Below are 25616 nucleotides of genomic sequence, written 5' to 3' on the forward strand. Positions count from 1 at the left end.
GACGCTACGCCCCGTCGGGCAGCGCGGGGGTGTCGGCCACCACCACCGGCCGTTGCCCGGGCGCCATCCCGTCGATCGTGGACGGGGTCGGGCGTTCGCCGGCCAGCACCCGTTCCGGCCGGACCCGGACCAGCCCGCCGGCGGCGTCCACGTGCAACGCGACACCGGCCCGGGTCCAGGCCACCAGGCCGACCAGCTTCGGGCCGGCCGGATGGGTCGCCGGCGCGGCGGCCGGGTCGGCCAGGTCGATCAGCAGGGCGGTACGCCCGGTGCCGTTCACCAGCAGCCACCGCCCGTCCGGCGAGACGGCGCCGAGCCCGTCGGCGGCCAGCTCGGCGACGCAGCCGGTCCGGGTCGGGGTGAGACCGCGCGCCGGGTCGAGCAGTGCCACGCAGGGCCGCCGCGTCGGCCCGGTGGTGACCAGGGCGACGAGCCGGCCGTCCGGACGGGTGCCGTAGACGACGCGGACGTTCGGGTTCACGGTGCCCGGCACGCCGCCCATCGCCCGCCGCCAGACGCTCATGCCACCCTGGCCGGGCTGGGCGATCAGCACGTTGTCGCCGGTGAAGCCGACTGGCACGACGCCGGTCGGCGCGCTCACCCGGGTGGGTGCGATGAGCTGGCCGGCGACCACGCTGGCGGCGACCACGTCCGGGCCGTCCCGCCAGGCCACCTGCCGGCCGTCCGCGGAGACCGCGACCGCGTCCGCGGCGGCGAGCATCACCTGCGGCGTGCCCCCGTCGGCCGACACCCACCAGAGGGTACGGCCGGCGGCGGTGGCGGCCGAGGTGAGCAGCCAGCCCTCCCCGTCGTGGATCCGCTGCGCCCGTTCGACGCCGTCCACGCCGGTCAGCTCCCGGCGCTGGCCGCCGCTGGTGTCGAGCTGGTCACCGACGAGCAGGTCGAGTTCGGCGCGGACCGGCCCCGGCCGGTACACCGGCGTCGGCTCGCTGGGCAGCGGGGAGAGGGAGAGCCCGGGCGGGTCGCCGAGCACCACGGTCGGCGTGCCGCCGCGCCCGTCCGGCCCGCTGAGCTGCGCCATGCCGGTGGTGACCAGCACCGTCGCGACGCCGGCCAGGGCGAGGCCGGTGAGCGTCCGGCGGCGTCCGGTGCGGCGGGCCCGGCGCAGCACCTCCCCCGCCGGGTCGGCGCGGCGCGGCGCGGGCGTGTCGACCCGGCGGGAGAACGTCTCCCGCAGCGCCCGTTCCAGCTCGGCCTCCCCCACGGGGAGTGGACGCTCCGGGCTGCTGGTTCGGTTGTCACCGGAGGGCCGGACGCCGCTCATCGGGTCTTCGCCGGGATCGGGGCGGCGGGCCGGACCGGGGCCGGCGCGGTCGCCGCCGGCGGCGTGGTCGGGGCGGGCGGCGGGACGGCGGGCTGCCGCGTGGACCCGGCCGGAAGTCGCGGCGTCGACGTCTCGACGGATGACGGCGTGGACCCGGCCGGACGGCGGGCGGGTCGGGGGGCGGCCGGCGGCCGGGCCGACCCGGCCGGGAGGCGGGACGTCGGCGGCACGACGGGCTGCCGGGCCGCTGGCGCGCGCCCGACCCGCGGACCGGCCGGGGCCGGCAGGACGCGGGGTGGGGTGGAGGCCGGGCCGGGTGCGGGGGCCGGCTCGCCCGGCAGGCCCAGGGCTGCCTCCGAGCCGAGGCGGCGGCGTAGCGTGTTCAACGCCCGGGAGGTCTGACTCTTGACCGTGCCCGGGGAGATCTCCAGCAGGGCGGCCGTCTGCGCCTCCGACATGTCCTCGTAGAAGCGGAGCACCAGCACGGCCCGCTGGCGGGCGGGCAACGCCTGGAGGTGCCGCCAGAGCGCGTCCCGGTCGAGCTGGTGTTCGATCTCGTCGACGCCGGCCCGCTCGGGCAGCACCTCCGTCGGCCGTTCCCCGTGCCAGCGGCGACGCCACCAACTGGTCGACGTGTTGACCAGGACCCGGCGGGCGTACGGCTCGATGGCGTCGATCCCGCCGAGCCGCTTCCAGGCCAGGTAGGTCTTGGTCAGCGCGGTCTGGAGCAGGTCCTCGGCGGTCGCCCAGTCACCGGCCAGCAGATAGGCGGTACGCAGCAGGGCGCCGGACCGGGCCGCGACGAACTCGCGGAACTCCTCCTCCAGCGGATCCCTGCTCGCCACGCCCACCTCCGCGCCCCGTCCTGCCTGGCAGGCTCCCACGACCGAGCGGGTCGGGTCGACGGCGAAAGGTGCGCAGTCCTTGAGATGTTCGGACGAAAAGTTTCAGGCGCCGTCGTCGGCCTTGGCCTCGTCGGCCTCCTTGCCCAACCGCGCCTCGACGGCCTGCGGCTCGTACATCTCCTCCACCACGCGCAGGTAGAGCTCGTTCGGGTTGGGCAGATTCTTGACCTCGCGGAGCGCCTGCTCCTGACCCGCCGACTCCAGCACGAACGTGCCGTAGTTGAGGGCCCGGCCGGTCGGGGTCTGTTCGTACTTCATGTCGGTGACCCGGACCAGCGGCATCATCGCGACCCGGCGGGTGATGATGCCGTTGACCACCATCACCCGCTTGTTGGTCAGGATGAAGCGGTCGTACCACCAGTCGGCGACCCGCCAGGCGACCCAGCCCATCACCGCGAACCAGAGCAGCACCGCGATGGTGGTCAGCGCGCCGACGTCCCGCCCGGCGAGGAAGCCGGAGAGGTAGCCGAGCACGAACGTGGCCGCGATGCCGACGATGATCGGTGTGCTGAGGTGGATCCAGTGCCGCTTCCACTCGCCCCGGTAGCGCTCGGTGGGGAAGAGGTAGCGCGCGACCAGCGAGCTGGGCTCGTCCTCCAGGGGCAGCACCCGGCGCGGGGCCATGCCGGAGGCGTCGACCCGGAGACCGGCCAACTCCTCCTCGGAGATCGGCTGCTCCGGATAGCCCTCCGGGTCACGCGCCCAGGCGCGACCGGAGCGACCCTCACCGGCGAAACCCGGTCCGTCGCCGAACGCGGCGTCGCCCGAGAGGGAGGGGCCGGCCCCGTAGCCGGGACCGGCGCCGTAGCCGGGACCGTCGTCCGGGTCGATCCGGGGGATCGGCTCGGTGTCGCGCTCCCGGCGTGCCCGGTCGGGATCGTCCGGGTCGAAGGGTGGACCGGAAGGGCTTCCCATGGCCGGCTAGGCGACCAGGTTGGTGAAGAAATCACCGAAGCCCTGCGCGATGTCCATGATGCCGCCACCGAGAGACTTGAACACGTCGGCCGCCGAGTTGGGTCGGTAGGCGACGAAGAAGATCAAGAATGCGATGCCGGCCCAGGTGAGGACCTTCTTGACCATAGCGGGCCATCCTCTCGCGCGGAGCCGGGTCCAAGTACCGCAGCGGCACCCAGAGTATCAGCATGGTGTCTTACCGTGAATATCTGCGTCCGTTCCCCGACTCGCCGGTGCCGGCCGGTCAGGCCTGCCCGTGCAGGTACGGGGACGGTGCGCCGTACACGAGCTCGGGCGGTGTCCACTCGGTGAGGTCGCACAGGACGACTTCTTCCGCGAGGAGGTGACCCGCGCTCGCCGGCCAGGCTATCGCATGGAGCCACATTCCCCGAGCCTCTCCGGCGTACGCGCTTCGATCCGTTTCGGACCGGACGAGCCACAGTGGAGTCGGATGGCCGGCCACCCGGATCTTCGCGTGCGGCACACGCTCCGGGTGACCAGGGCCGGGATCGGTCAGCGCCTCCTCGACCTGGGGTCCGGGATCGGGGCCGGGCAGTCCCGCGAAGCGGGAACCCAGGCCCACACCGGGCTCCTCGGCGACGAAGATGAGGTCGGCCGGTCCACCGTCGAGCGGCGCCGGGCCGGCGCAGGCGACCACCGTGGCCCGGATGCCGGCCCGTTCGTCGCCCGCCCAGGCCACGCCGGTCAGCGTCCAACCCGGTGGGAGCGGCCACGGACACCAGAGCGGCACGCCGGGCCGGTCGGGCGTGTCGCCGTCGGCGGCCACCCGCTCGACCACGCTCGCCATGATCTCGGAGCCGATGTGCTCCGGCACGTGCAGGGGCGGGACCGGGCCGCACCGCAGGCACCGGTACTCGCCGTGCATCAGGTCCGGCTCGCGTACCGGGCCCGCACATCTCGGACAACTCACCGCGACAGTCACGCCTTCACCGTCCCGCCGAGGCGGCGGGCCGTCAAGCGGGGCGGGCCGACGAACGTGGGATTTTCGCCCGGCGACACACCCGCGATCCGTCAGCCGGGCGGCGGCGGGCCGGCGTACGACCGGACCCAGGAGTGCATGGCGATGCCGCTGGCCACCCCCGCGTTGATCGAGCGGGTGGAGCCGTACTGGGCGATCGAGAACAACGCGTCGCAGGCCGTCCGGGCCACCGGTGACAGCCCCGGCCCCTCCTGGCCGAAGAGCAGCACGCAGCGGCGGGGCAGGACGGCGGTCTCCAGCGGCCGGGAGCCGGGCAGGTTGTCGATGCCGACCACCGGCAGCCGCTCCCCGGCCGCCCACGCGACGAACCCCTCGATCGTCGGGTGGTGCCGGACGTGCTGGTAGCGGTCGGTCACCATGGCGCCCCGGCGGTTCCACCGCCGGTGCCCGACGATGTGCACCTCGGCGGCGAGGAACGCGTTGGCGTTGCGGACCACGGTGCCGATGTTGAAGTCGTGCTGCCAGTTCTCGATCGCCACGTGGAAGTCGTGCCGCCGCCGGTCCAGGTCGGCCACCACGGCCTCGCGCCGCCAGTAGCGGTAGCGGTCCACCACGTTGCGCCGGTCGCCGGCGGCGAGCAGCTCCGGGTCGAGTCGCGGGTCGTCCGGCGGGTCACCGGTCCACGGCCCCACCCCCACGTCGAGCTGGTCGTCGGTCACGGTTGCCGAGCGTACGCACCCGGCGGCGCGCGCCGTCAGCGCAGGTCGAGCGCACCGGCCAACCGGTCCAGGAAACGCCGGTCGGCCGGGCTGGGCGCCGTCCCGCCGGCCCGGCACACCCGGGCGGCCACCGACTCCACCCACTGCCGGTACGCGGCGGAGTCGGCCGGGTCGGCCCGGCGGCGCAGCACGCGCACCGCGGCCCGGGCGGCGGCGAGCAGGTCGACCAGGTCGGTGAGGCGCTCGGCCCGGACGGCGGCCCCGTCGTGACGCGCGTAGATGGCGGTGACCACCGCGCGGATCAGATCACTGTCGAAGGCGCGGCCGGCGGCCACCGCGTCCAGGCCGGCCAGCCCGGCGGCGATCCCCCGTGGCGGGCGGCCGGGGCCGGGCGAGGCGGCGGCGACGAGGACCCGGCCGGGCAGGTCGGTCAACAGGTCCCATTCCGCCGCGGAGTAGGCGGCGGTGGTGAGCGGTGCGGCGCGGCGACCGGCAGAGGGCGGCTCTCCGGCGACGGAGTGGCTCATGGGGACCTCCAGCCAGAGCATATGCCCCGGAGGCCGGTCCGGGTCCCGTCCCCGGGGAACGGGACCGGGACCCGGTCGGCGGGGTGCCCGACTCAGCGCGGCTCGGGGAAGCTCGGGCGCTCCGGGTCGACGCCCTCCGGCACGGCGGCGGCCGCGTACTCCTGCTTCGGAACCATGACCTTGCGGCGGAAGACGCAGACCAGCGTGCCGTCCTGGTTGTAGCCGCGGGTCTCCACCGCGACCACGCCGCGGTCGGGCTTCGAGGCCGACTCGCGCTTGTCCAGCACCGTGGTCTCGCCGTAGATGGTGTCGCCGTGGAACGTCGGGGCGACGTGTCGCAGGGACTCGATCTCCAGGTTGGCGATCGCCTTGCCGCTCACGTCCGGCACGGACATGCCCAGCAGCAGCGAGTAGATGTAGTTGCCGACCACCACGTTGCGCTTGAACTGGGAGGCGGACCCGGCGTAGTGCGCGTCCAGGTGGAGCGGGTGGTGGTTCATGGTGAGCAGGCAGAAGAGGTGGTCGTCGTACTCGGTGACGGTCTTGCCCGGCCAGTGCCGGTAGACCGCGCCGACCTCGAACTCCTCGTAGTAGCGGCCGAACTGCATCCTGGTCCCTTCGACGGGCGGCGATGGAGTTCGGCACAGCATGCCTTACCGCTGGTTAAGGCAAGGGCCGGGGCGCTCGCGCGGTGGAAATGTCACACCGGGCGCCACCCGGGGGGAGACGCAATGAGCGGCGGGGCCCTCCCCGGCACCCGCCGCCCACGCTCTGATGTGAAAGATTCTGCCGTACGGGGCCAGGGTTCGACAGAGACCGGCGTCACATTTATCTTTTCGTAACAATACTGAGAGTTACTGGTCGCCTCCCCCTAAGCGATCTCCGCAGGCCGGATCACCGCTTGTCAGCACGCAAATTACCGATTCGTAGCGGCAACACAGCGTGATCTCCTTGGAAACGCTCCCATCACGTCCCGTCACGCAAATGCGTCCTGCACTTGCGATCCGCACGATCTTGCGAACAGATAAGGTTCGATGTGTTGGAGGACACGTCCGGAGCGGCCGGCGTTTCGTCGCGCAGGTCACGGGAATTCTCACGGACCGACCCTGGTTCCACCGGACGTACGGCAATCCGCGGTGATCGGAGAGAGCACATGGCAACGGTTGAGCTGACCACGGCCAACTTCGACGAGGTGACCAGCCGGGACGGCATCGTCCTGCTCGACTTCTGGGCGGACTGGTGCACTCCGTGCAAGCGCTTCGCGCCTGTCTACGAGCGCTCCTCGGAGAAGCACCCGGAGATCGTCTTCGGCAAGGTCGACACCGAGGCGCAGCAGGAGCTGGGGGCCAAGTTCAACATCAGCTCCATCCCGACCGTGATGGCGATCCGCGACGGCGTCATCGTGTTCGCCCAGCCGGGCGCGCTGCCCGAGTCGGCGCTGGAGAACCTCATCGAGCAGGTCGAGCAGCTGGACATGGACGACGTCCGCAAGAAGCTGGCCGAGCACAAGCACTGAGCACGGCGCGTCTTCCGCCGCCGGCCGGGCCCGTTCGCGGGACCGGCCGGCGGCGTTTCGCGTACCGGGGTGACCGGCGGGACGGGCAGTGGGAAATGGCCGACTGAGGGACAGTTCCGGACGGTTCACTCCCGTATCGTCACGGCCTGATGGAGACCTTGACCGCGCGCGGGCGTGCCGTCCGGCTCGGCGCCACCCTGCTCGGGATGGCGCTGCTCCTGCTCGGCACCGTGCACGGCACGGACGACGACTTCCCGTTCGGGCCGTTCCGGATGTATTCCACCTCCGACCCGCCGGACGCGCCGGCCCCCGACACCCGGGTCGAGGGTGTCGACGAGAGCGGCGCCGTGGTCCCGCTCGGCCAGGACGCCACCGGCATCCGCCGCGCCGAGATCGAGGGCCAGCAGGACCGGTACGCCGCCGATCCCAGCCTGCTGCGCACCGTCGCCGAGGCGTACGCGGAACGCCATCCCGGCGCACCGGCGCTGGTGGAGGTGCGCATCGTGGTCCGCCTGCACGACATCCGGGGCGGACGCCCGACCGGCGAGTGGACCGATCGCACGGCCGTACGCTGGGACACCGCCGGATGACCGGCTGGCTCACCGAGGCGGTGCCGCGCGGCCGGATCGCCGCGTTCCGCACGCTCGTCTACCTCTTCGTCGCCGCCGACCTGGTCGTCTTCACCCCCTGGGTCCGCACCCGCGTCGACGTGCCCGGCGACCTCTACCAGCCGCTGCTCGTCGGCCGGCTGCTCCCGCTGCCCACGCCCACCCCCGCCCTGGTCGGCGTGGTCTTCTGGGTGCTGCTGGTGGCCGCGCTGCTGGCCGCGACCGGCCGCGCGCCGCGGCTGCTCGGCTGGACGGTCTTCGCGCTCTACTTCGAGTGGATGATCGTGGCGATGAGCTACGGCAAGGTCGACCACGACAGGTTCGGGCTCCTGGTGGCGCTGGCCGCGCTGCCCACCGCCGGCCGGGCCCGGCACGGCGACCCGACCCGCACCGAGGCGGGCGGCTGGGCGCTGCGGGTCACCCAGATCGCGGTCATCTGCACCTACTTCCTGGCCGCCTGGGCGAAGTTCCGCTTCGGCGGCCTCGACTGGGCCACCGGCTCGGTGCTGGCCCGGGCGATCATCCGCCGCGGCACCGACTTCGCCGACCTGATCGCGCAGGTGCCGCACCTGCTGATCGTGGCCCAGTTCGGCATCCTGGCGTTCGAGCTGCTCAGCCCGCTGGTGTTCGTGCTGCCCGCGCGGTGGCGGACGGCCGTGGTGGGCTTCTTCTACTCGTTCCACCTGGTGACCGTCGCGACCATCACCATCTCGTTCGCGCCGCACCTGGTGGCGATGACCGCGTTCCTGCCGCTGGAGAAGGTCCGCCCGGTGGCGGTCGCCCGCCGCCTGCGCCGCCGCCCCACCCCACCCCCGCCGTCCTCCCCACCCGCCACGGTGATCAAGGAGTTCGCGTCTCCGCAGAGATCGACGCCGACCCAAACTCCTTGATCACGCCGCAGTGGGGCCGGGGTTGGGGCCGCGTGGGAGTGGGCGGTCAGGGGGTGGGGTCGGGGCGGCCGGTCGGGCCGTAGAGGCGCTCGCGGGCCTCCTGGGGCAGGGCGCACGCGGCGGTGCCGCCGGGCAGCCGGTGCCGGTTGCGGGCCACCCAGCGGTACGCGGGCCAGGCCGCGACGCGTACCGGCGGCAGCCGCAGCCCACCCCCGGCGAGGCGCCAGAGCGGCCCGCTGTCGCCGAGCAGCCGCGCGATGGCGTCCGGCCCGGCGGCCCGGGAGCCGTCGGCGCCCACCCACTGCACCGCCTCCTCGCACTCGGCCTCGGTCAGGCCCAGTGCCGCCAGGTCGGCGAACTGCCACGGGACCACCCGGGCCCCGGTGGGGATACGACGTTCGATGAACTGCGCGCAGCGGGTGCAGAACGCGCAGTCGCCGTCGTACACGAAGGTCGACGTCTCCATGCGTCCATCCTGCACCCGTGCCGGCCGCGACGGCGCGCGGTGTCCGGCGCGTCACTTGCGCTTGGTTCGTACACGTGTTCGAATGAACGCCATGCGCTGGGACAACCTCTCCGCTCCCCCGGACGAGGGGACTCCTGACCGGGCAGCGCCAGCGGCTCCACCCCTGCCGCTGGCGCTGCCCCACGCGGTCGTCCGCACGTTCGACACCCCCGACTTCGCCGGCATGACGTTCTACGAGGTGCAGGCCAAGTCGATCATCAACCGGGTGCCCGGTCAGTCGCGCGTGCCGTTCGAGTGGACGATCAACCCCTACCGTGGCTGTTCCCACGCCTGCACCTACTGTCTGGCCGGCGACACGCCGATCCTGATGGCGGACGGGCGCACCCGGCCGATCAGCGAGCTGACGCCCGGTGACCGGATCTACGGCACCCAGCGGCGCGGCGCCTACCGGCACTACGTCGTCACCACCGTGCTCGACGCCTGGTCGACGGTGAAGCGGGCCTACCGGGTCACCCTGGCCGACGGCACCACGCTGGTGGCCAGCGGCGACCACCGTTTCCTCACCGAACGCGGCTGGAAGCACGTCACCGGCGGCATGCGCGGCGGCGGGCGGCGCCCGCACCTGACCACCCGCAACCGCCTGCTCGGCACCGGCCGGTTCGCCGTTCCGCCGAAGCGTTCCACCGACTACCACCGGGGTTACCTGCACGCGCTGGTCCGCGACGCCGACCGACGCCGGATGCCACGGCACGAGGCGGAGGCCGACGGCCCGCGTCTCCGCTTCCGGCTGCGCACCGTCGAGGCGGAGGCGCTGGAGCGGGCCGAGCGGTTCCTCGCCGACACCGGGGTCGACGTCGAGCGGACGACCGGGCGACCGGCCCGCCGGTTGACCACCCTGCGCACGGTGGGGCCGGTCCGGGCCGAGGTCGTCGCCGCGCTGGTCCGACCACCCGACGAGCCGACCGACGACTGGCGGCACGGCTTCCTGGCCGGCATGTTCGACGCCGCCGGCAGTTGCCGCCGGGGCGTGTTCCGGATCGGCGTCACCGACGACGAGAGCCGGCGCCACACGGTCGAGGCGCTCGACCGGCTCGACTTCCGGTGGGCGCTCGACGATGCCGGCAACCGCAACGGGGGCCTCCAGATCCGGCTGACCGGCGGCCTGCCGGAGCGGCTGCGTTTCTTCCACCTGACCGATCCGGCGGTCACCGACCGCCGCTCGATCAAGGGCACGGCGCTCAAGTGCGCGGCGCGGCTCCAGGTGACATCCATCGAGGACCTCGGGCTGGAGCTGCCGCTGTGGGACATCACCACCGGCACCGGCGACTTCATCGCCAACGGGGTGGTCAGCCACAACTGCTTCGCCCGCAACACCCACACCTACCTCGACCTGGACGCCGGGGCCGACTTCGACCGCAAGGTGATCGTCAAGGTCAACGCCGGCGAGCTGGTCCGGCGCGAGCTGGCCGCCCCACGCTGGCGGGGCGCGCACGTCGCCATGGGCACCAACGTGGACTGCTACCAGCGGGCCGAGGGGCGCTACCGCCTCATGCCGCCGATCCTGGCGGCGCTGCGCGACTTCGCCAACCCGTTCTCGATCCTGACCAAGGGCACCCTGCTGCTGCGCGACCTGCCCCTGTTGCGCCAGGCCGCCGAGGTCACCCGGGTCGGGCTGTCCTACTCGGTGGGTTTCGTGGACGAGACGCTCTGGCGCCTGGCCGAGCCGGGCACGCCGAGCCCGCGCCGCCGGTTGGACGCGGTCCGCCGGCTCACCGACGCCGGCTTCCCGGTCGGCGTGCTGATGGCCCCGGTCCTGCCCGGCCTCAGCGACGACGAGGAGTCGATCGACGCCACCGTCGCGGCGATCGCCGCCGCCGGGGCCGTCGACGTGACGCCGCTGCCCCTGCACCTGCGCCCCGGCGCCCGGGAGTGGTACGCGCGCTGGCTGGCCCGCGAGTTCCCCCACCTGGTGCCCCGCTACCGCCAGCTCTACCAGGCCGGGGCGTACGCGCCGCAGGCGTACCAGCGGGAGGTGACCGCGCGGGTCCGGATGGCGGCCCGCCGGCACGGGCTGCACCGCGGTGAGGTCGGCGACAACCGGCGGCTGCCCGACACCACGCCACCGACACCGGCCGCCGAACAGCTCGCCCTGCTGTGACCGGGCGGGCGGGTTAGTCTCGGTGAATGCGGTCCGCCCAGCAGCTCCTCGCCGACTCCGCCGTGATCGCCGTCGTCGGGGCCTCCCGTGATCCGGGCAAGGCCGCGCACCGCGTGCCGCTGGAGATGCAGCGGCACGGGTGGCGGATCATCCCGGTGAACCCGACCGTCGACGAGTTGTTCGGCGAGAAGGCATATCCGACGCTTGCCGACATCCCGCACCCGGTCGATCTGGTGGACGTGTTCCGCCCGGCGCGGGACGCGGTCGAGGTGGTCCGACAGGCGGTGGCGGTCGGCGCGCCGGCGGTCTGGTTGCAGCTCGGGATCGTCTCCGCCGAGGCGCGCGAGATCGCCGAGGCGGCCGGCATCGACTACGTCGAGGACAGGTGCCTCATCGTGGAGCGGGCGGCGGGCGGCCTGACCCGGCGCGGCTGACCGTTTCGACAGGCGGCGCCCGCCGACACCTTGCCGCCGACCCCGTCGCGCGTCGGCCGAAGCGTTGAGAGGGGGCCCCCTTCTCTACCGGAAACGTTAAGAGGGGGCCCGTCCTTCAGAGCTTGTACTGCTTGAGCAGGCCGCGGGAGATGATGGTCTTCTGGATCTCCGAGGTGCCCTCGCCGATCAGCAGGAACGGGGCCTCCCGCATCAGGCGCTCGATCTCGTACTCCTTGGAGTAGCCGTAGCCGCCGTGGATGCGGAACGCCTCCTGGACCACCTCGGCGCAGTACTCCGAGGCGAGCAGCTTGGCCATGCCGGCCTCGACGTCGTTGCGCTGGCCGGCGTCCTTGAGCCGCGCCGCGTTGACCATGAGCGCGTGCGCGGCCTCGATCTTGGTGCCCATCTCGGCGAGCTTGAACGCGATCGCCTGGTGCCGGGCGAGCGGCTGGCCGAACGTCTTGCGCTGCTGGGCGTACGCGACGGCCAGCTCGAACGCGCGGATCGAGATGCCGCAGGCGCGGGCCGCCACGTTGACCCGGCCGACCTCGATGCCGTCCATCATCTGGTAGAAGCCACGGCCGACCTGCTCCTCGCCGCCGAGCACGGCGGAGGCGGGGACGGCGACGCCGTCGAGCACCATCTCGGTGGTCTCGACGCCCTTGTACCCCATCTTGTCGATCTTGCCGGGGATGGTCAGGCCGGGCGCGGTCTCGCCGAAGCCGGGCTCCTTCTCCAGCAGGAACGTGCTCATGTTGCCGTAGACCGAGTCGGCCCCGGTGTCGGTCTTGACCAGGGTGGCCACCACCGAGGAGTACGCGCCGTTGGTCAGCCACATCTTCTGGCCGTTGAGCACGAAGGTGTCGCCGTCGCGGACCGCCTTCGACTTGATCGCCGAGACGTCCGAGCCGCACTCCGGCTCCGACATGGAGAACGCGCCCCGCACCTCGCCGGTGGCCATCTTCGGCAGCAGGCGGGCCTTCTGGTCGGCCGAGCCGTGCTGCGAGACCAGGTACGCAACGATGAAGTGCGTGTTGACGATGCCGGAGATCGACATCCAGCCCCGGGACAGCTCCTCGACCACCAGCGCGTAGGTCAGCAGCGACTCGCCGAGACCGCCGTACTCCTCGTCGATGGTGAGGCCGAACAGCCCCATCTCGCGCATCCCGTCGAGGATGTCGGTCGGGTACTCGTCGGCGTGCTCCAGCCGCTGGGCGTGCGGAATGATCTCCTTGTCGGCGAACTCCCGGACCGTTTCCAGGATCGACCGCTGCACATCGGTCAGGCCGGGCGTCTGGGCGAGTCGGGCCATCTCAGCCTCCGGGGTCGGCGCATTACTCATGGGTAACTGAACGCTCGGTCAGTATCGGCCCCGCAACCGGCCGCGCCAAGGTGACCAGTCCACACAACCGCTGTGAAAAGGTTCACCGCTGCGGGTAGCGTCCGCAAGAGAAAGGGCGGTTGACCTGCGGATCCGAGGGGGCCGGCGTGACCGACGAGCAGCCACCGTCGCCGTACGAGCCGCCGGACCGCGGCCAGCCGCACGGGCCACAACCGCCGTACGGGCACCAGCCGCAGTGGGGACAGCAGCCGCCGTACGCCCCGCAGCCGCCCTACGGCCAGTACGGCCCGCCCGGCGAGGGCCCGCGCCCGCGCGGCGGCCCCAACGTGCTCGCCATCCTGTCGCTGGTCTTCGCGTTCGTCTTCGCGCCCGCCGGCATCGTCTGCGGCCACCTGGCCAAGCGGCAGATCCGGCAGACCGGCGAGGAGGGCGACCAGCTCGCCACCTGGGGGCTGATCCTCAGCTACGTCTTCACCGCGCTCGGCCTGCTGGTCTGTTGCGGCTGGATCGGGCTGGCGATCTGGGCCAACGCCGACAACAACGGCTACTGACGCGTCAGCGGAACTGCGCCTCCCGGACGCTGTTGCCGCCGTCGACCACCAGCATCTGCCCGGTGATGTACGACGCGGCCGGTGAGCAGAGGAACGCGATCGCGGCGGCCACCTCGTCCGGCAGGCCGGGCCGGCCCACCGGCGTGCCGAGCCCCTGCTTGATCTCGGCCATGGTGGACGCGGCGGTGTGGATGATGCCGGGCGCCACCGCGTTCACGGTCACCCCGTCGGCGATCATCTCCATCGCCAGCGCCCGGGTCAGCCCCACCACGCCGGCCTTGGCCGCCGCGTAGCCCGCCTCGGTGGGCAGCGCGTTGACCGGACCGGCGGTGGCGGCCAGGTTGACGATCCGCCCCCAGCCGCGTTCCGACATCCCGTTGATGAACGCGCGACTGCACAGGAACGCGGTGGTCAGGTTGCGGTCGATCTCGCCGCGCCACTCGTCGTAGGTCAACTGGGCCACCGGCCGCAGCACCTCCGGGCTGGCCCGGCTGGCCAGGCCCGCATTGTTGACCAGCACCTCGACGTCGCCGAGCTGCTCGGCCACCGCGTCGGCGAGCGCGCCCACCTCCGACTCGTCGGTGAGGTCGGCGACGAAACCGGTGACCCCCAGCTCCTCGGCGCGGTCGTGGATCCGTCGGGTGGTCGACACGATCGCCACCCGGGCGCCCAGGTCGGCCAGCCGGCGCGCGGTCGCGTACCCGATGCCGTCCGCGCTGCCCGCGCCGGTCACCAGCGCGACCCGGCCGTCCAGCCGCATGGTGGCCGGCTCCGGGAGCGGCGCGGCCCGTTCCTGGTCGGCGGCGCCCGCCGGCTCCCCGGCGCGCGGGCGGCGCACCGACCCCGGCCGGCTCGTGTCCCGTCGCGACCGACCCCCACGCGCGTCAAGTGCCATGTCGAGGATCCTGCCCGCTGTGGACCTTCCGGGCAATGCGGCACCCGGAAAGGGGGTGCTCCGGGTTTTCCGGTGGTGGCTACCCTGACCCGGACCACGTACCTGGAGATGATCAGATGAGCTATCCCCCGCCGCCCGGTGGCTGGCACGACCCCTCGGCCGGGCCGCAGTCGAGCCCGCCGGTCGACCCCTACGCGCCCGAGGACCCGTACGCGGTCGGGAAGTCGCCCTACGCGCCCCCGCCCGGCGACCCGTACGCGGCGCCCGGCTACCCGCCGGCCGGCTACCCGCAGCCGGGCGCGTACCCGCCGCCCGGCGCGTACCCCGGCTACGCGCCGCCGGCGAGCCGAACGAACACGCTGGCCATCGTGGCGCTGGTGCTCTCGCTGGTCGGCTTCACGTCGTGCATCACCGCGCCGATCGGCGCGATCATGGGGCACGTGGCCCAGCGGCAGATCCGGGAGACCGGCGAGCAGGGCGAGGGGATGGCGAAGGCGGCCATCATCGTCGGCTGGATCCTCACCGCCCTGCTGGTCGCCGGCATCATCTTCTACATCGTGATGATCGCGATCGCCATCAACTCGGACAGCTCCACCAACTACTGACGCGACCGGGCCGCCCCGCGCGGGGCGGCCCGGCGCGCGGTCACGCCGAGGGCGGGGTGAACGAGGAGGTACGCGTCATCCCGGCGGCCCGGCCCTTGGCCGAGATCACCAACGCCATCTTCCGGGACGCCTCGTCGATCATCTCGTCGCCGAGCATCACCGCGCCCAGCTTCCCGCCCGCCTCGGACGTGTAGTAGTCGTACGCGTCGAGGATCAGCTCGGCGTGGTCGTAGTCGGCCTGCGCCGGCGAGTAGACCTCGTTCGCGGCGTCGATCTGGCCCGGGTGCAGCACCCACTTGCCGTCGAAGCCCAGCGCGGCCGAGCGCTTCGCCACCTCGCGGAACGCGTCGGTGTCGCGGATCTGGAGGAACGGGCCGTCGATGGCCTGCTTGTCGTGCATCCGGGCGGCCATCAGGATGCGCATCAGGATGTAGTGGTAGGGATCGCCCGGGTAGTCCGGGATCAGCGCGCCGACCACCAGCGACTTCATGTTGATCGAGGCCATGAAGTCGGCCGGGCCGAAGATGATCGTCTCGACCCGGGGCGAGGCGGCGGCGATGGCGTCCACGTTGACCAGGCCGGCGGCGTTCTCGATCTGCGCCTCGATGCCGATCCGGCCGACCTCCAGCCCGAGCGTCTTCTCGATCTGCGTGAGCAGCAGGTCCAGCCAGTGCACCTGCTCGGCGTTCTGCGCCTTCGGCAGCATGATGCAGTCCAGGTTCGCCCCGGCGCCCTCGACCACCTCGATGACGTCCCGGTAGGTCCACGGCGTGGTCAGGTCGTTCACCCGGACCACGCGGGTCTTGCCGGCCCAGTCCCCGTCGTTCAGCGCGGCCACGATGTTCTTGCGCGCGTCCGGCTTGGCCAGCGGGGCGACCGCGTCCTCCAGATCCAGGAAGACCTGGTCGGCGGGGAGGCCCTGGGCCTTGCCGAGCATCTTGACGCTGGACCCGGGAACCGCCAGGCAGGACCGGCGGGGGCGACCGACAGCGGTCATGGATGCGCTCCTATCAGCGTCCGGCGGCAGCACGCGACGCGGCGGTGGAAGTCGGAACTTAACGATCCCAAAGGACGGGGCTACGTCACGGTAACCTCGTGCCGTGACCGGGGTGAATGGACCTGTGGAAGATCTCACTGAGCGTCGGATCGTGGTGCTGACCGGCGCGAGTTCGGGCATCGGGCTGGCCGCCGCCGTCGAGCTGGCCCGCCGCGGTGACCAGGTGGTGCTGGTCGGTCGGGACCCGGCCCGGCTGCGCGCCGCCGGCGAGCGGGTGCGCGAGTCCAGCGGCGAGCAGCCGGAGCTGTTCCGCTCCGACTTCGCCGTGCTCGACGACGTACGCGGGCTCGCCGAGCGGCTGCGCGCGAACTACGACCGGATCGACGTGCTGGCCAACAACGCCGGCGCGATCGTGCTCGAACCGGTCACCACGGTCGACGGCTTCGAGCTGAGCATGCAGGCCAACCACCTCGCCCCGTTCCTGCTCAGCAACCTGCTGGCCGACCGGGTGCGCCGGATGGTGGTGACCGCCTCCAACGCGCACCGCAGCGGCGTGCTCGACCCGGACGACCTCAACGCCACGCTGCGCCACTACCGGCCGTTCCGCGCGTACGGCACCAGCAAGCAGGCGAACATCCTGTTCACCGCCGAGGCGGCGCGGCGCTGGCCACGGGTGCGGTCGTACGCGTTCCACCCCGGCGTGGTGAGCACCCGGTTCGGCAACGAGAGCCGAGTGGTGGCGCTCGGCATGCGGCTGCTGCCGTTCCGCACCCCGGAGAAGGGCGCGGAGACGCTGGTCTGGCTCGCCGGCCGGGACCCGTCCCGGCTGATCGACGGCGGCTACTACGCCGACCGCAGGCCGCACCGGCCGCGCCCCTGGGCGGCCGACCCGGCGCTGGCGGCCCGGCTCTGGACGGCCAGCGCCGAGGCCGTCGGTCTCGCCGGCTGAGGGACCGCGCCGACCGGCCGGGCCGCCGCGGGACACCGCGCCGGTCGGCCGGCTGGGACACTCGACGCCATGACGACGGGGAACGAGGTCCTGCTGGTCGCGCTGGTCGACCTGAGCGCCGACGCCGACGCCGGCCGGCGCTACGAGGACGCGGTGCTGGCGCTGCTCGACCGGCACGGCGGGCGGCTGGAGCGACGGTTGCGCACCGGGGACGGGGAGACCGAGGTGCACGTGATCCGGTTCGCCGCCCGCGACGGGCTCGACGCGTTCCTGGTCGACCCGGAGCGCGCCGCGCTCCGGGCGGAGCTGGGCGACGCCGCCCCCACCACCCGCGTGCTGGAGGTCCACGACGTCTGAGGCGTCACTGCGACACGTGCACCGGGACGCTCGTCACCACCACGCCGGGCAGCGCCCGCAGCGCGGCGCGCAGCCGCTGCTCGGCGCGGCTGTGCAGCAACCGGTGCCGACGCCGGCGCAGCACCACCTCCGGCACGATCACGGTGAGCGTCAGCTCCGGGCCGGCGGCGTGCAGCGCCTCCAGGTAGTGCGCCAGCGGCCCGATCACCGACCGGTACGGCGACACGATCGTCTCCAGCCGCAGGTGGTCGCCCCAGGCCCGCCACTGGTCCCGGAACCGGTCCGCCTCGGCCTCCTCCGGCGCGATGTGCACGGCCAGCGTCGGCCGGCCCAGCGAGGCCGCGTACGCCAGCGCGCGCAGCGAGGCCCGGTTCAGCCGGGCCACCGGCACGATCACCAGGTGGCGTACCTGCTGGGGCAGTTCCTCGCCCTCGGCGGAGCCGGCCGGGCCGGGCGGCGCCCCGGGCGGCGGCGGGTGCAGCGCCAGCGCCCGGTGCAGCGTGGCGTAGTGCCGGTGGATCCGGCGGAACAGCAGCACCAGCAGCGGCACCGCGACCACCACCACCCAGGCGCCCTCGGTGAACTTGGCGACCGCGGCGGTCAGCAGCACCAGCCCGGAGAGCGTCGCGCCGACCGCGTTCACCGCGAGCCGGCGCCGCCAGCCCCGCCCGCGCCGGCGTCGCCAGTGCACCACCATCCCGATCTGCGACAGCGTGAACGCGAGGAAGACGCCGACCGCGTAGAGCGGGATCAGCGTCTGGGTGTGCCCACCGAAGGCGACGAAGACGGCCGCCGCGGCGAGCGCGAGCGCGACCAGCCCGTTGCTGAACGCCAGCCGGTCACCCATGTGCAGGAAGCGGCGCGGCGCGTGCCCGTCCCGGGCCATGAAGAACAGCAGCCGGGGGAAGTCGTTGAACGCGGTGTTCGCGGCCAGCAGCAGGATCAGCGCGGTGGTGGCCTGGAGGATCGCGTACCCCGGGCCGGTGGGGAACGTGACGCGGCCGAGCTGGGACAGCACGGTCTCGTCCGCGCGGGGCACCAGGCCGTCGAGGTGGATCAGCCCGACCAGGCCGGCGAAGAGCGTGACCAGCATGGCGACCATCCAGCCCAGCGTGGTGCGGGCGTTGCGCCACTCGGTCGGGCGGAACGCCGGCACCGCGTTGGAGACCGCCTCGATGCCGGTCATCGACACCGCGCCGGAGGAGAACGCGCGCAGCACCAGTAGCAGCCCCAACCCCTCCGCGGCGGGCACCGTCGGCGGCGGCACCGGCGCGAAACCCCGCGCCGCGGCCTTCGCGTAGCCGACCGCCAGCACCGCGAGGACCACCACCACGAACGCGTACGTGGGCAGCACGAAGATGTTGCCGGCGGTGCGTACGCCCCGCAGGTTGCCGGCGAGCAGCACGGCGATCACCAGCACCCCGAGCGGCACGGTCCACCTGGTGAACCCGGGCAGCGCCGAGGTGACCGCGTGCACGCCGGCGGCCACCGACACCGACACGGTCAGCACGTAGTCGAGCATCAGCCCGGCCGCGGCGGCCAGTCCCGCCGTACGCCCCAGGTTGTCCCCGGCCACGAGGTACGACCCGGCGCCGTGCGGATAGGCCGGGATGGTCTGCCGGTAGGAGAGCCCGACCGCGACCATCAGCACCGCCAGCAGCGCGGCCAGCGGCAACGCCAGCCCGAGCGCGGCACCACCGGCCAGCACCAGCACGGCGAGCATCGCCTCCGGCCCGTACGCGACGGAGCTGAGCAGGTCCGAGGAGAGCACCGGCAGCGCGACCAGCTTGCGCATCCGCTCGTAGAGCACGGAACTGCTGGCCAGCGGCGGGCCGAGCAGGGTCCGGCGGACCCGGGCCACCGCCCGGCCGGCCCGGTTGCCGGGCAGGTACGCCGGTCCGGTGGCGACCAGTTCGTCCGGTTGCGCCACGTCGAACAGGTCGATCGGGGCCAACCGCCCGAACCGGGTGGGTCGGGGAGACTGCCCGCGCCGGCCGAGCGTCGGGTCGACGGGCAGGTCGCCGGCCTCCCGGGGGCCGTGCCAGCGCGTGCCGAGCCGGCCGAGCGCGGCCCGCTCCTCGGCGTCGAGCGGCGGGAACTCGGCCGACGGCGTGACCACGGTGCCCGACTCCGCCGCGTCGTCCCGCTCTGCCTCCACTCCCGCACTGTCGTGCACCGCGGCCGCTCCGGTGGCCGGTTCGGCGACAGTTCGGCCCGGGGAGCGCCGGAACGCGCATGATCGGAGCCGTGCACACCGCTGGACACCGCCCGCCGCTCGACACGCTGACCGTCGGCGCGCTCGCGCTGGCCGTCGCCGCCGTCTCGTCGTCCGCGCCGCTGGTGGCGTTCGCCGCCGCGCCGGCCCTGGCTGTCGCGTTCTGGCGCAACATGTTGTCGGTGGCGGTGCTCGGTCCGGTCGCGGTGACCCGTCGACGGGCCGAACTCCGGGCGCTCCTGGTCGGGCCGGGCCGTCGGGAGGGGCTGTACTGCGTGCTCTCCGGGGTGGCGCTGGCCGCCCACTTCGCCACCTGGATGCCGAGCGCGAAGCTCACCTCGGTCGCGGCGGCTACCGCGCTGGGCGCGACGCAGCCGGTCTGGCAGGGGCTGATCGCCCGCTGGCAGGGGCATCGGCTGCCGGCGGCGGTCTGGGCCGGCATCGCGGTGGCGGTGCTCGGCGCGGCGCTCGCCACCGGCGCCGACGTCGCCGTCTCCGGCCGGGCGTTCGCCGGCGACCTGCTGGCCGTGGCCGGCGGCATGTTCGCGGCCGTCTACACCGCCCTCGGCGAACGTGCCCGGGCCAGCGTCAGCACCACCGGCTACACCACCGTCTGCTACGGCGTGTGCGCGCTGATCCTGCTGGTGGTCTGCCTGGTCGGCGGCGTACGCCTGCACGGCTACGACGGCGGGACGTGGCTGGCCATCCTCGGCCTGGTGGCCGGCGCCCAGCTCCTCGGGCACTCGATGTTCAACTACGCGCTGCACCGGGTCTCCGCCACCACGGTCAGCGTGCTGATCCTGCTGGAGGCGCCCGGCGCGGCGCTGATCGGCTGGGTCTGGCTGGGTCAGCTACCCCGGCCGCTGGCCCTGCCCGGGCTGGCGCTGCTGCTGGTGGGCGTCGCCGTGGTCGTGCTCGGGGGCGCGCGGGCCGGCCGCCGCGCCGCGCCGGTCCCGGTGCCGGTCGACCCGCCGCCGCTGCGGGACTGACCGCCGCCCCCTACGTTCCGTGGCGGGTCAACGGCGGCGGGTCAACGGCAGCGGGTCAGCGGCGGCGGACGCGGTGCAGGCGGAACGGCTTGCGGACGGCTCGGACCACGGACGCCGGGCGCGGCTGTTCGGTCAACGGGCCGTCCGGCAGGTCGGTGCCGCTCACCGCCGTGCCGGCCGGCGTGAGCCGGTTAAGCGCGCAGCCCTCGGCCGCCCACCGGGCCACCAGCTCGGTGGCCGAGCCGGACGCGTTGAGCCGCTTCGCCGCCACCAGCGGCGCGACGGTGTCCCACTCCTCGGTGCCCGGCCGGAGCCGACCCACCCGCGCCGGCCAGCTCACGATCCGCCCGCCGTGGTCGCCGCGCAGCGTCACCTCGGCCGCCTCGGTGTCGGCCAGCCCAGGCGCCGCCTGCTCGCCGGGGCCGGTCACCACCAGCAACGCGCCGTCCAGCGGCAGGCACCACAGCGCGTACGCCGGGCCGTCGCCGACGCCGACCCAACAGACGGCGGCCTTCTTCACCGCCTCGTCCACCAACGGCAGGCTCACCCGTTCGTCCACCTCGTCGCTCACCCGCCCATCCTCCCGCATTACCACCGCCGGATGGGTTCCTCGGAGCGGGCGGGCTCGCACGGGAGACCTCACCTACGGCGCTACCAACTTGATGGCGTCGACGGGTCACCGCTACCCGGTCGCCAGCAGCCGATGCCGGTTCACGGGACCGGTGAACCGTTCACGCCATCAAGTTCGTAGGCGCGGCGGACTGCTCCTTCCTGCGCACCGACAGCGCCGGCGCCCCCGCACATGGCCCGCCGCCGGAGACGGCTCAACCGTCAACGGGCCGCTCAGCCGACGAAGGGCGGGACGGTGATCTCGCCGCGGGCCACCGGCACCACCTGACCGGAGACGGTCGCGCCGACCGCCGTCCCGCCGGCCGCGGTCACGGTGCAGGCCAACGACGAGGGCCGGTGGATCTCGATGCCCTGGCGCACCGCGTACGGCGTCCGACCCTCGCCCGGCAGCAGGCCGCTGGCGACCAGCCAGACGCCCAGCCCGAGCGCGGCCGAACCGGTCGCCGGGTCCTCCGGGACGCCGATCCCGGGCACGAAGACCCGGGCGTGCGCGGTTTGCGACTCCGGGTCCCAGGAGAAGAGGCTGACGTGCTCGACGCCGTACCGCTCCGCCGCCGCCGTGTTCAGTCGCGCCCGGGCCACCGCGTCGGGGCGTACCGGAAGGTAGGGGAACTCCAGGCCGCACCCGGCGACGCGCGGCGGTGGCCCGGCGTGGTCGGCCGCGGTGAGCCCGACGATCTCCAGCAGCGGCTCCGGGTCGAGTTCCGGGCCGAGCGTCGGGGTGCCCCCGGTCAGCGTCGCTCCGGTGGGGGTCACCTCGACCGGCAGCACGCCGGCGCCGCATTCCTGGGTGACCCGGCCCACCTCGAAGAGGCCGCGCCGGCCGGCGGTCACCGCGGCGCCCACGCTGGGGTGCCCGGCGAACGGCAGCTCGTCGGTCGGGGTGAAGATGCGGGCCCGGTAGGTGGCGCCGGCCTGGGTGGGCGCCAGCACGAAGACCGTCTCGGACAGGTTGAACTCCAGCGCGAGCGCCTGCATCTGTTCGGTGGCCAGCGCTTCCGCGCCGAACACCACGGCCAGCGGGTTGCCGGCGAACGGGCGGTCGGTGAAGACGTCCACGATCTCGTAGGCCAAGGTCGACATGCTGTTAGAGAGTAGGCCCTTAGGCTGGTGCCCGTGAGCACGCCGAACCGGGTCTACATCGCTCGACTCGCCGGAGTCGCCGTCTTCGACCCGAACGGCGACCAGGTGGGCCGCGTCCGCGACGCGGTCGCCCGAATGCGTCCGACCCAGCGACCGCCGGAGGTGGTGGGGCTGGTCGCCGAGATGCCCATGCGGCGCCGCATCTTCCTCTCCATCAACCGGATCACCTCGATCGACCCGGACGCCGTGGTGCTCGGCAGCGGCACGCTCAACCTGCGCCGGTTCGAGAAACGACCGAACGAGCTGCTGGTGCTCCAGGAACTGCTCGACCGGCGGGTCCAGCTCGACAGCGGGCCGACCGGCTCGGTGGTGGACGTGGCCATGGAGCACAGCCGCGGCGGCGAGTGGGCGCTGACCCGGGTCGCCGTCCGCGAGCAGACCGGCCGGCTCACCCGCCGTGGCCACCTGCACCAGGTCGAGTGGGACCGGGTCCGCGGCCTCGGCGTCGTGGGCGACAACAACCGGGGTACGGCCAACCTGCTCGCCGTGCTGGAGGACATGCGCCCGGCCGACCTGGCCAACGCGCTCCAGGACCTGCCCGACGCCCGGCGCAACGAGGTGGCCGCCGCGCTCGACGACGAGCGTCTCGCCGACGTGCTCAGCGAGCTGCCCGAGCGCGACCAGGTGGAGATCCTGGCCGCCCTGGACCGGGAACGGGCCGCCGACGTACTCGAGGAGATGGACCCGGACGACGCCGCCGACCTGCTCAACGAGCTGCCCCCGCCGGAGCAGGACGTGCTGCTCGACCTGATGGAGCCGAACGAGGCCGATCCGGTGCGCCAACTGCTGCGCTACGCCTCGGGCACCGCCGGCAGCGTGATGACCTCCGAGCCGGTGATCCTGCCACCGGACGCCACCGTCGCCGAGGCCCTGGCCCGGATCCGGGAGGTGCAGCTCTCGCCCGCCGTGGCGGCGCAGGTCTTCGTGACCCGCGCGCCGTTGACCACGCCGACCGGCCGTTACCTGGGTATGGTGCACTTCCAGCGGTTGCTCCGCGAGCCTCCGGCCGACCTGCTCGGCGGCATCGTGGTCAACGACATCGACCCGCTCCGGACGTCCACCCCGCTGACCGAGATCACCCGCCGGATGGCCACCTACGACATGGTGGGCATGCCGGTGGTGGACCGGAGCAACCGGCTGGTCGGCGCCGTCACGGTGGACGACGTGCTGGACCATTCCCTGCCGCGCGACTGGCGGGACCGGGACGCGGCACCGACCCCGTCCGCCACCGACGACGGGACCGTGGACGATGAGTGAGCAGCGACGCGGCGAGCGGCTCGACCAGCCGCGCGCCCCCCGGGGCCTGCACCTGCCCCGGATCGACGCGGATTCCTTCGGCCGCTGGGCCGAGGGCATCGCCCGGGGCATGGGCACGGCCAACTTCCTGGTCTACATGACGCTGATCCTGGCCGCCTGGTTCCTGTGGAACACGCTCGCCCCGGCGCACCTGCGGTTCGACCCGTACACGTTCACGTTCCTGACGCTGGTGCTCTCCCTCCAGGCCTCGTACGCCGCCCCGCTGATCCTGCTCGCGCAGAACCGGCAGGCGGACCGGGACCGGGTCTCGCTGGACGAGGACCGGCGGCGGGCCACCATGCAGAAGGCCGACACGGAGTACCTGGCCCGGGAGATCGCCGCGCTGCGGATCGCGATGGGGGACGTGGCGACCCGGGACTTCCTCCGCTCCGAGCTGACCCGGCTGGCCGAGGAGCTGGACGAGGCAGCCGAGCGGCGGCGCAAGCTGGAACGGCGGCAGCACGAGCGGGGACAGCAGGACCGCGGACAGCAGGACCGCGGGACGCGGCGATCGCCCGGTGGGCGCCCGCTCGACGAGCCCCGCGACGAGCTCGACGGTGACCACGCCCACGACGCCCGCCACCAGAGCCCGACGTAGCATTACCGGCATGTCAGCACCCGTCAGCACCGTCTCCGACGCGATCCAGGCCGCGCTGGCCACCGTCAACGACCCGGAGATCCGCCGGCCGATCACCGAACTCGGCATGGTCCGCTCCGCGGAGCGGGACGACGACGGCGTGGTGCGGGTGGAGCTGCTGCTCACCGTGGCCGGCTGCCCGCTGAAGGACAAGCTGCGTACCGACATCACCGCCGCGGTCGGGGCGGTGCCCGGGGTGAGTCGCGTCGAGATCATCTTCGGGGTGATGAGCCCGGAGCAGCGCCAGGAGTTGCAGTCGAAGCTGCGCGGCGGTGGCACCGCCGAGCCGGTGATCCCGTTCGCCCAGCCCGGCTCACGGACCCGCGTCTACGCGGTGGCCAGCGGCAAGGGCGGCGTCGGCAAGTCCAGCGTCACGGTCAACCTGGCTGCCGCGTTGGCCGCCCGCGGCCTGTCGGTCGGCGTGGTGGACGCCGACATCTACGGCCACTCGGTACCCCGCATGCTCGGCGCCGACGGCGCGCCGACCCGGGTCGAGGACATGATCATGCCGCCGCAGTCGCACGGCGTGAAGGTCATCTCGATCGGCATGTTCACTCCCGGCAACGCGGCGGTGGTCTGGCGCGGCCCGATGCTGCACCGCGCGCTCCAGCAGTTTCTCGCCGACGTCTACTGGGGTGACCTGGACGTCCTCCTGCTCGACCTGCCGCCGGGCACCGGCGACATCGCGATCTCGGTGGCCCAACTGCTGCCGAACGCGGAGATCCTGGTGGTCACCACGCCGCAGGCAGCCGCCGCCGAGGTGGCCGAGCGGGCCGGCGCCATCGCGTTGCAGACCCACCAGCGGGTGGTCGGTGTGATCGAGAACATGTCCTGGCTCGAACTGCCGGACGGTTCCCGGATGGAGGTCTTCGGTGCCGGCGGCGGCGCGGCGGTGGCCGAGTCGCTGACCCGGACCATCGGCGCGCAGGTGCCGGTGCTGGGGCAGATCCCGATGGACACCCGGGTCCGCGAGGGCGGCGACGCCGGCCAGCCGATCGTGCTGACCCAGCCGGACGCGCCGGCCGCGAAGGCCATGTTCGAGGTGGCCGACCGGCTCGCCGTCCGCCGCGAGTCCCTGCTCGGCAAGCCGCTCGGCCTCAAGCCCGCCGGCCGCTGACCCACTTCCCCTCACCCTCCCCCGCGGATCCCGTGGGGGACGGGGTCAGGTGGCGTCGTCGTAGGACGGGCGCGGGGTCGGGGTGGTGGGGGTGGCGGTGGGGGTCGCCACCGCCGGGCGGGGGGTGGGGGTGCGCAGGTCCGCCGCCTTGGCCACGTCCTTCAGCTCGTCGTGCACGCCGGTGACGTCCGAGCGCAGGTTGTCGTACATGCTCTGCAGCGGCTTCCGGATCGCCTGCTCGTCGTCCTCGCTGAGCAGGTGCTTGCGGATGAACGCCTTCGGGTGCAGGTCCTCCAGTTGGATGTCGGTCCCCAGCTCGCGGCTCAGGTCTCCGGTCGCGTTCCGCGCCATGTTCCGCAGGTTGCGCACCATCCGCAGGCCGTCGTTGATCACGTTGGGCAGCCGGTCCCCGAAGATCAACAATGCCAGGAGCAGCAGGGCGCCGATCTCCCACCAGTTCAGGTTCTCGAACACTCCGGCCTCCTCGTCCG

29 protein-coding genes are annotated in these 25616 nt (G+C 73.3%); 13 read left to right on the plus strand and 16 right to left on the minus strand.

Going from position 1 to position 25616, the window contains the following annotated elements; translation table 11 throughout:
• Window positions 1–4: 4 nt before the first annotated feature.
• The 8 genes from TPA0908_RS28150 to TPA0908_RS28185 form a co-directional block, all read right to left on the minus strand.
• Window positions 5–1225, minus strand: coding sequence for a hypothetical protein (locus TPA0908_RS28150; protein ID WP_281943084.1), 1221 nt, complete (start codon window positions 1223–1225; stop codon window positions 5–7).
• A gap of 56 nt (window positions 1226–1281) precedes the next feature.
• Window positions 1282–2130 (minus strand): SigE family RNA polymerase sigma factor, encoded by an 849-nt coding sequence (locus tag TPA0908_RS28155; RefSeq protein WP_281943085.1) that lies wholly within the window; start codon window positions 2128–2130, stop codon window positions 1282–1284.
• Between the two features lie 102 nt (window positions 2131–2232).
• On the minus strand, window positions 2233–3105 hold the full coding sequence (locus TPA0908_RS28160; RefSeq protein ID WP_281943086.1) for a PH domain-containing protein: 873 nt from the start codon (window positions 3103–3105) through the stop codon (window positions 2233–2235).
• Between the two features lie 6 nt (window positions 3106–3111).
• The gene (locus TPA0908_RS28165) at window positions 3112–3270 is read right to left on the minus strand and encodes a hypothetical protein (RefSeq protein WP_013283898.1); all 159 of its coding nucleotides are present in this window, start codon (window positions 3268–3270) and stop codon (window positions 3112–3114) included.
• A gap of 118 nt (window positions 3271–3388) precedes the next feature.
• Window positions 3389–4087 carry a DUF6758 family protein gene (locus TPA0908_RS28170; RefSeq protein ID WP_308447852.1) on the minus strand — a complete coding sequence of 233 codons (699 nt, stop codon included), beginning with the start codon at window positions 4085–4087 and terminating at the stop codon, window positions 3389–3391.
• 89 nt (window positions 4088–4176) lie between these two features.
• Entirely contained in the window at window positions 4177–4803 is a 627-nt protein-coding gene (locus tag TPA0908_RS28175; RefSeq protein ID WP_281943089.1) for a TrmH family RNA methyltransferase, read from the minus strand.
• A gap of 35 nt (window positions 4804–4838) precedes the next feature.
• Window positions 4839–5330 carry a hypothetical protein gene (locus TPA0908_RS28180; RefSeq protein ID WP_281943092.1) on the minus strand — a complete coding sequence of 164 codons (492 nt, stop codon included), beginning with the start codon at window positions 5328–5330 and terminating at the stop codon, window positions 4839–4841.
• Window positions 5331–5422: 92 nt separating this feature from the next.
• Window positions 5423–5938, minus strand: a complete 516-nt coding sequence (locus TPA0908_RS28185) for a MaoC family dehydratase (RefSeq protein ID WP_281943094.1) — start codon at window positions 5936–5938, stop codon at window positions 5423–5425.
• Window positions 5939–6483: 545 nt separating this feature from the next.
• Between TPA0908_RS28185 and trxA the strand changes: the two genes are divergently transcribed.
• From trxA to TPA0908_RS28200, 3 genes are all read left to right on the plus strand, one after another.
• On the plus strand, window positions 6484–6846 hold the full coding sequence (trxA, locus tag TPA0908_RS28190) for a thioredoxin (RefSeq protein WP_281943096.1): 363 nt from the start codon (window positions 6484–6486) through the stop codon (window positions 6844–6846).
• Window positions 6847–6995: 149 nt separating this feature from the next.
• Entirely contained in the window at window positions 6996–7436 is a 441-nt protein-coding gene (locus tag TPA0908_RS28195; RefSeq protein WP_281943098.1) for a hypothetical protein, read from the plus strand.
• Complete coding sequence (locus tag TPA0908_RS28200) at window positions 7433–8344, plus strand: HTTM domain-containing protein (RefSeq protein ID WP_281943100.1); 912 nt, start codon at window positions 7433–7435, stop codon at window positions 8342–8344. Before TPA0908_RS28195 ends, TPA0908_RS28200 begins: the two co-directional genes overlap by 4 nt.
• A gap of 46 nt (window positions 8345–8390) precedes the next feature.
• On the opposite strand, the gene TPA0908_RS28205 is transcribed toward TPA0908_RS28200, so the two are convergent.
• Window positions 8391–8810 (minus strand): thiol-disulfide oxidoreductase DCC family protein, encoded by a 420-nt coding sequence (locus TPA0908_RS28205; protein ID WP_281943101.1) that lies wholly within the window; start codon window positions 8808–8810, stop codon window positions 8391–8393.
• A gap of 91 nt (window positions 8811–8901) precedes the next feature.
• On the opposite strand from TPA0908_RS28205, the gene TPA0908_RS28210 reads away from it, so the two are divergent.
• A complete protein-coding gene (locus tag TPA0908_RS28210; RefSeq protein WP_281943800.1) occupies window positions 8902–10968 on the plus strand; it encodes an intein-containing Rv2578c family radical SAM protein in 2067 nt (688 codons plus the stop codon).
• A 26-nt stretch (window positions 10969–10994) separates the two neighbouring features.
• On the plus strand, window positions 10995–11402 hold the full coding sequence (locus tag TPA0908_RS28215; RefSeq protein ID WP_281943103.1) for a CoA-binding protein: 408 nt from the start codon (window positions 10995–10997) through the stop codon (window positions 11400–11402).
• A gap of 115 nt (window positions 11403–11517) precedes the next feature.
• Here TPA0908_RS28215 and TPA0908_RS28220 read toward each other — a convergent pair whose 3' ends face one another.
• Window positions 11518–12714 (minus strand): acyl-CoA dehydrogenase family protein, encoded by a 1197-nt coding sequence (locus TPA0908_RS28220; protein ID WP_281943105.1) that lies wholly within the window; start codon window positions 12712–12714, stop codon window positions 11518–11520.
• Window positions 12715–12890: 176 nt separating this feature from the next.
• On the opposite strand from TPA0908_RS28220, the gene TPA0908_RS28225 reads away from it, so the two are divergent.
• Window positions 12891–13295, plus strand: coding sequence for a DUF4190 domain-containing protein (locus TPA0908_RS28225; RefSeq protein ID WP_107154907.1), 405 nt, complete (start codon window positions 12891–12893; stop codon window positions 13293–13295).
• 4 nt (window positions 13296–13299) lie between these two features.
• Here the strand turns inward: TPA0908_RS28225 and TPA0908_RS28230 are convergent, their stop codons facing one another.
• The gene (locus tag TPA0908_RS28230) at window positions 13300–14190 is read right to left on the minus strand and encodes an SDR family NAD(P)-dependent oxidoreductase (RefSeq protein WP_281943110.1); all 891 of its coding nucleotides are present in this window, start codon (window positions 14188–14190) and stop codon (window positions 13300–13302) included.
• 116 nt (window positions 14191–14306) lie between these two features.
• Between TPA0908_RS28230 and TPA0908_RS28235 the strand changes: the two genes are divergently transcribed.
• The gene (locus TPA0908_RS28235; protein ID WP_281943111.1) at window positions 14307–14795 is read left to right on the plus strand and encodes a DUF4190 domain-containing protein; all 489 of its coding nucleotides are present in this window, start codon (window positions 14307–14309) and stop codon (window positions 14793–14795) included.
• A 40-nt stretch (window positions 14796–14835) separates the two neighbouring features.
• On the opposite strand, the gene TPA0908_RS28240 is transcribed toward TPA0908_RS28235, so the two are convergent.
• Complete coding sequence (locus TPA0908_RS28240; RefSeq protein WP_281943113.1) at window positions 14836–15792, minus strand: HpcH/HpaI aldolase/citrate lyase family protein; 957 nt, start codon at window positions 15790–15792, stop codon at window positions 14836–14838.
• A 124-nt stretch (window positions 15793–15916) separates the two neighbouring features.
• Between TPA0908_RS28240 and TPA0908_RS28245 the strand changes: the two genes are divergently transcribed.
• Both TPA0908_RS28245 and TPA0908_RS28250 read left to right on the plus strand, forming a co-directional pair.
• The gene (locus TPA0908_RS28245; RefSeq protein ID WP_281943117.1) at window positions 15917–16741 is read left to right on the plus strand and encodes an SDR family NAD(P)-dependent oxidoreductase; all 825 of its coding nucleotides are present in this window, start codon (window positions 15917–15919) and stop codon (window positions 16739–16741) included.
• 69 nt (window positions 16742–16810) lie between these two features.
• Complete coding sequence (locus TPA0908_RS28250) at window positions 16811–17098, plus strand: hypothetical protein (protein WP_281943119.1); 288 nt, start codon at window positions 16811–16813, stop codon at window positions 17096–17098.
• A gap of 4 nt (window positions 17099–17102) precedes the next feature.
• On the opposite strand, the gene TPA0908_RS28255 is transcribed toward TPA0908_RS28250, so the two are convergent.
• Window positions 17103–19256, minus strand: a complete 2154-nt coding sequence (locus TPA0908_RS28255; RefSeq protein ID WP_281943121.1) for an APC family permease — start codon at window positions 19254–19256, stop codon at window positions 17103–17105.
• Between the two features lie 77 nt (window positions 19257–19333).
• On the opposite strand from TPA0908_RS28255, the gene TPA0908_RS28260 reads away from it, so the two are divergent.
• Window positions 19334–20302, plus strand: coding sequence for a DMT family transporter (locus TPA0908_RS28260; protein WP_281943123.1), 969 nt, complete (start codon window positions 19334–19336; stop codon window positions 20300–20302).
• 55 nt (window positions 20303–20357) lie between these two features.
• On the opposite strand, the gene TPA0908_RS28265 is transcribed toward TPA0908_RS28260, so the two are convergent.
• Together TPA0908_RS28265 and TPA0908_RS28270 are read right to left on the minus strand one after the other, a co-directional pair.
• A complete protein-coding gene (locus TPA0908_RS28265) occupies window positions 20358–20891 on the minus strand; it encodes a hypothetical protein (protein ID WP_281943125.1) in 534 nt (177 codons plus the stop codon).
• A gap of 254 nt (window positions 20892–21145) precedes the next feature.
• Window positions 21146–22015, minus strand: coding sequence for a PhzF family phenazine biosynthesis protein (locus TPA0908_RS28270; protein WP_281943127.1), 870 nt, complete (start codon window positions 22013–22015; stop codon window positions 21146–21148).
• A gap of 33 nt (window positions 22016–22048) precedes the next feature.
• On the opposite strand from TPA0908_RS28270, the gene TPA0908_RS28275 reads away from it, so the two are divergent.
• Genes TPA0908_RS28275 through TPA0908_RS28285 form a run of 3 tightly spaced genes read left to right on the plus strand, consistent with a single transcriptional unit; the run spans window position 22049 to window position 25125 of the window.
• Window positions 22049–23332 carry a magnesium transporter MgtE N-terminal domain-containing protein gene (locus TPA0908_RS28275; protein ID WP_281943129.1) on the plus strand — a complete coding sequence of 428 codons (1284 nt, stop codon included), beginning with the start codon at window positions 22049–22051 and terminating at the stop codon, window positions 23330–23332.
• Window positions 23325–23969 carry a DUF1003 domain-containing protein gene (locus TPA0908_RS28280; protein ID WP_281943131.1) on the plus strand — a complete coding sequence of 215 codons (645 nt, stop codon included), beginning with the start codon at window positions 23325–23327 and terminating at the stop codon, window positions 23967–23969. The genes TPA0908_RS28275 and TPA0908_RS28280 overlap by 8 nt, the downstream gene beginning before the upstream one ends.
• 10 nt (window positions 23970–23979) lie before the next feature.
• Window positions 23980–25125: a P-loop NTPase gene (locus TPA0908_RS28285; protein ID WP_281943133.1), complete on the plus strand. Its 1146-nt coding sequence runs from the start codon at window positions 23980–23982 to the stop codon at window positions 25123–25125.
• Window positions 25126–25170: 45 nt separating this feature from the next.
• On the opposite strand, the gene TPA0908_RS28290 is transcribed toward TPA0908_RS28285, so the two are convergent.
• Window positions 25171–25599, minus strand: coding sequence for a Sec-independent protein translocase family protein (locus TPA0908_RS28290; RefSeq protein WP_281943135.1), 429 nt, complete (start codon window positions 25597–25599; stop codon window positions 25171–25173).
• Window positions 25600–25616: the final 17 nt, after the last annotated feature.

Source organism: Micromonospora sp. AKA38, from assembly GCF_027925725.1.
Lineage (GTDB): Bacteria > Actinomycetota > Actinomycetes > Mycobacteriales > Micromonosporaceae > Micromonospora.

Coding starts and splice junctions, on each gene's coding strand:
- TPA0908_RS28280 (WP_281943131.1), top strand. CDS start 23,325: ATGAGTGAGCAGCGACGCGGCGAGCGGCTCGACCAGCCGCGCGCCCCC.
- TPA0908_RS28165 (WP_013283898.1), bottom strand. CDS start 3,270: ATGGTCAAGAAGGTCCTCACCTGGGCCGGCATCGCATTCTTGATCTTC.
- TPA0908_RS28195 (WP_281943098.1), top strand. CDS start 6,996: ATGGAGACCTTGACCGCGCGCGGGCGTGCCGTCCGGCTCGGCGCCACC.
- TPA0908_RS28270 (WP_281943127.1), bottom strand. CDS start 22,015: ATGTCGACCTTGGCCTACGAGATCGTGGACGTCTTCACCGACCGCCCG.
- TPA0908_RS28285 (WP_281943133.1), top strand. CDS start 23,980: ATGTCAGCACCCGTCAGCACCGTCTCCGACGCGATCCAGGCCGCGCTG.
- TPA0908_RS28200 (WP_281943100.1), top strand. CDS start 7,433: ATGACCGGCTGGCTCACCGAGGCGGTGCCGCGCGGCCGGATCGCCGCG.
- TPA0908_RS28265 (WP_281943125.1), bottom strand. CDS start 20,891: ATGCGGGAGGATGGGCGGGTGAGCGACGAGGTGGACGAACGGGTGAGC.
- TPA0908_RS28180 (WP_281943092.1), bottom strand. CDS start 5,330: ATGAGCCACTCCGTCGCCGGAGAGCCGCCCTCTGCCGGTCGCCGCGCC.
- TPA0908_RS28220 (WP_281943105.1), bottom strand. CDS start 12,714: ATGGCCCGACTCGCCCAGACGCCCGGCCTGACCGATGTGCAGCGGTCG.
- TPA0908_RS28205 (WP_281943101.1), bottom strand. CDS start 8,810: ATGGAGACGTCGACCTTCGTGTACGACGGCGACTGCGCGTTCTGCACC.
- TPA0908_RS28160 (WP_281943086.1), bottom strand. CDS start 3,105: ATGGGAAGCCCTTCCGGTCCACCCTTCGACCCGGACGATCCCGACCGG.
- TPA0908_RS28235 (WP_281943111.1), top strand. CDS start 14,307: ATGAGCTATCCCCCGCCGCCCGGTGGCTGGCACGACCCCTCGGCCGGG.
- TPA0908_RS28260 (WP_281943123.1), top strand. CDS start 19,334: ATGATCGGAGCCGTGCACACCGCTGGACACCGCCCGCCGCTCGACACG.
- TPA0908_RS28240 (WP_281943113.1), bottom strand. CDS start 15,792: ATGACCGCTGTCGGTCGCCCCCGCCGGTCCTGCCTGGCGGTTCCCGGG.
- TPA0908_RS28185 (WP_281943094.1), bottom strand. CDS start 5,938: ATGCAGTTCGGCCGCTACTACGAGGAGTTCGAGGTCGGCGCGGTCTAC.
- TPA0908_RS28250 (WP_281943119.1), top strand. CDS start 16,811: ATGACGACGGGGAACGAGGTCCTGCTGGTCGCGCTGGTCGACCTGAGC.
- TPA0908_RS28215 (WP_281943103.1), top strand. CDS start 10,995: ATGCGGTCCGCCCAGCAGCTCCTCGCCGACTCCGCCGTGATCGCCGTC.
- TPA0908_RS28210 (WP_281943800.1), top strand. CDS start 8,902: ATGCGCTGGGACAACCTCTCCGCTCCCCCGGACGAGGGGACTCCTGAC.
- trxA (WP_281943096.1), top strand. CDS start 6,484: ATGGCAACGGTTGAGCTGACCACGGCCAACTTCGACGAGGTGACCAGC.
- TPA0908_RS28230 (WP_281943110.1), bottom strand. CDS start 14,190: ATGGCACTTGACGCGCGTGGGGGTCGGTCGCGACGGGACACGAGCCGG.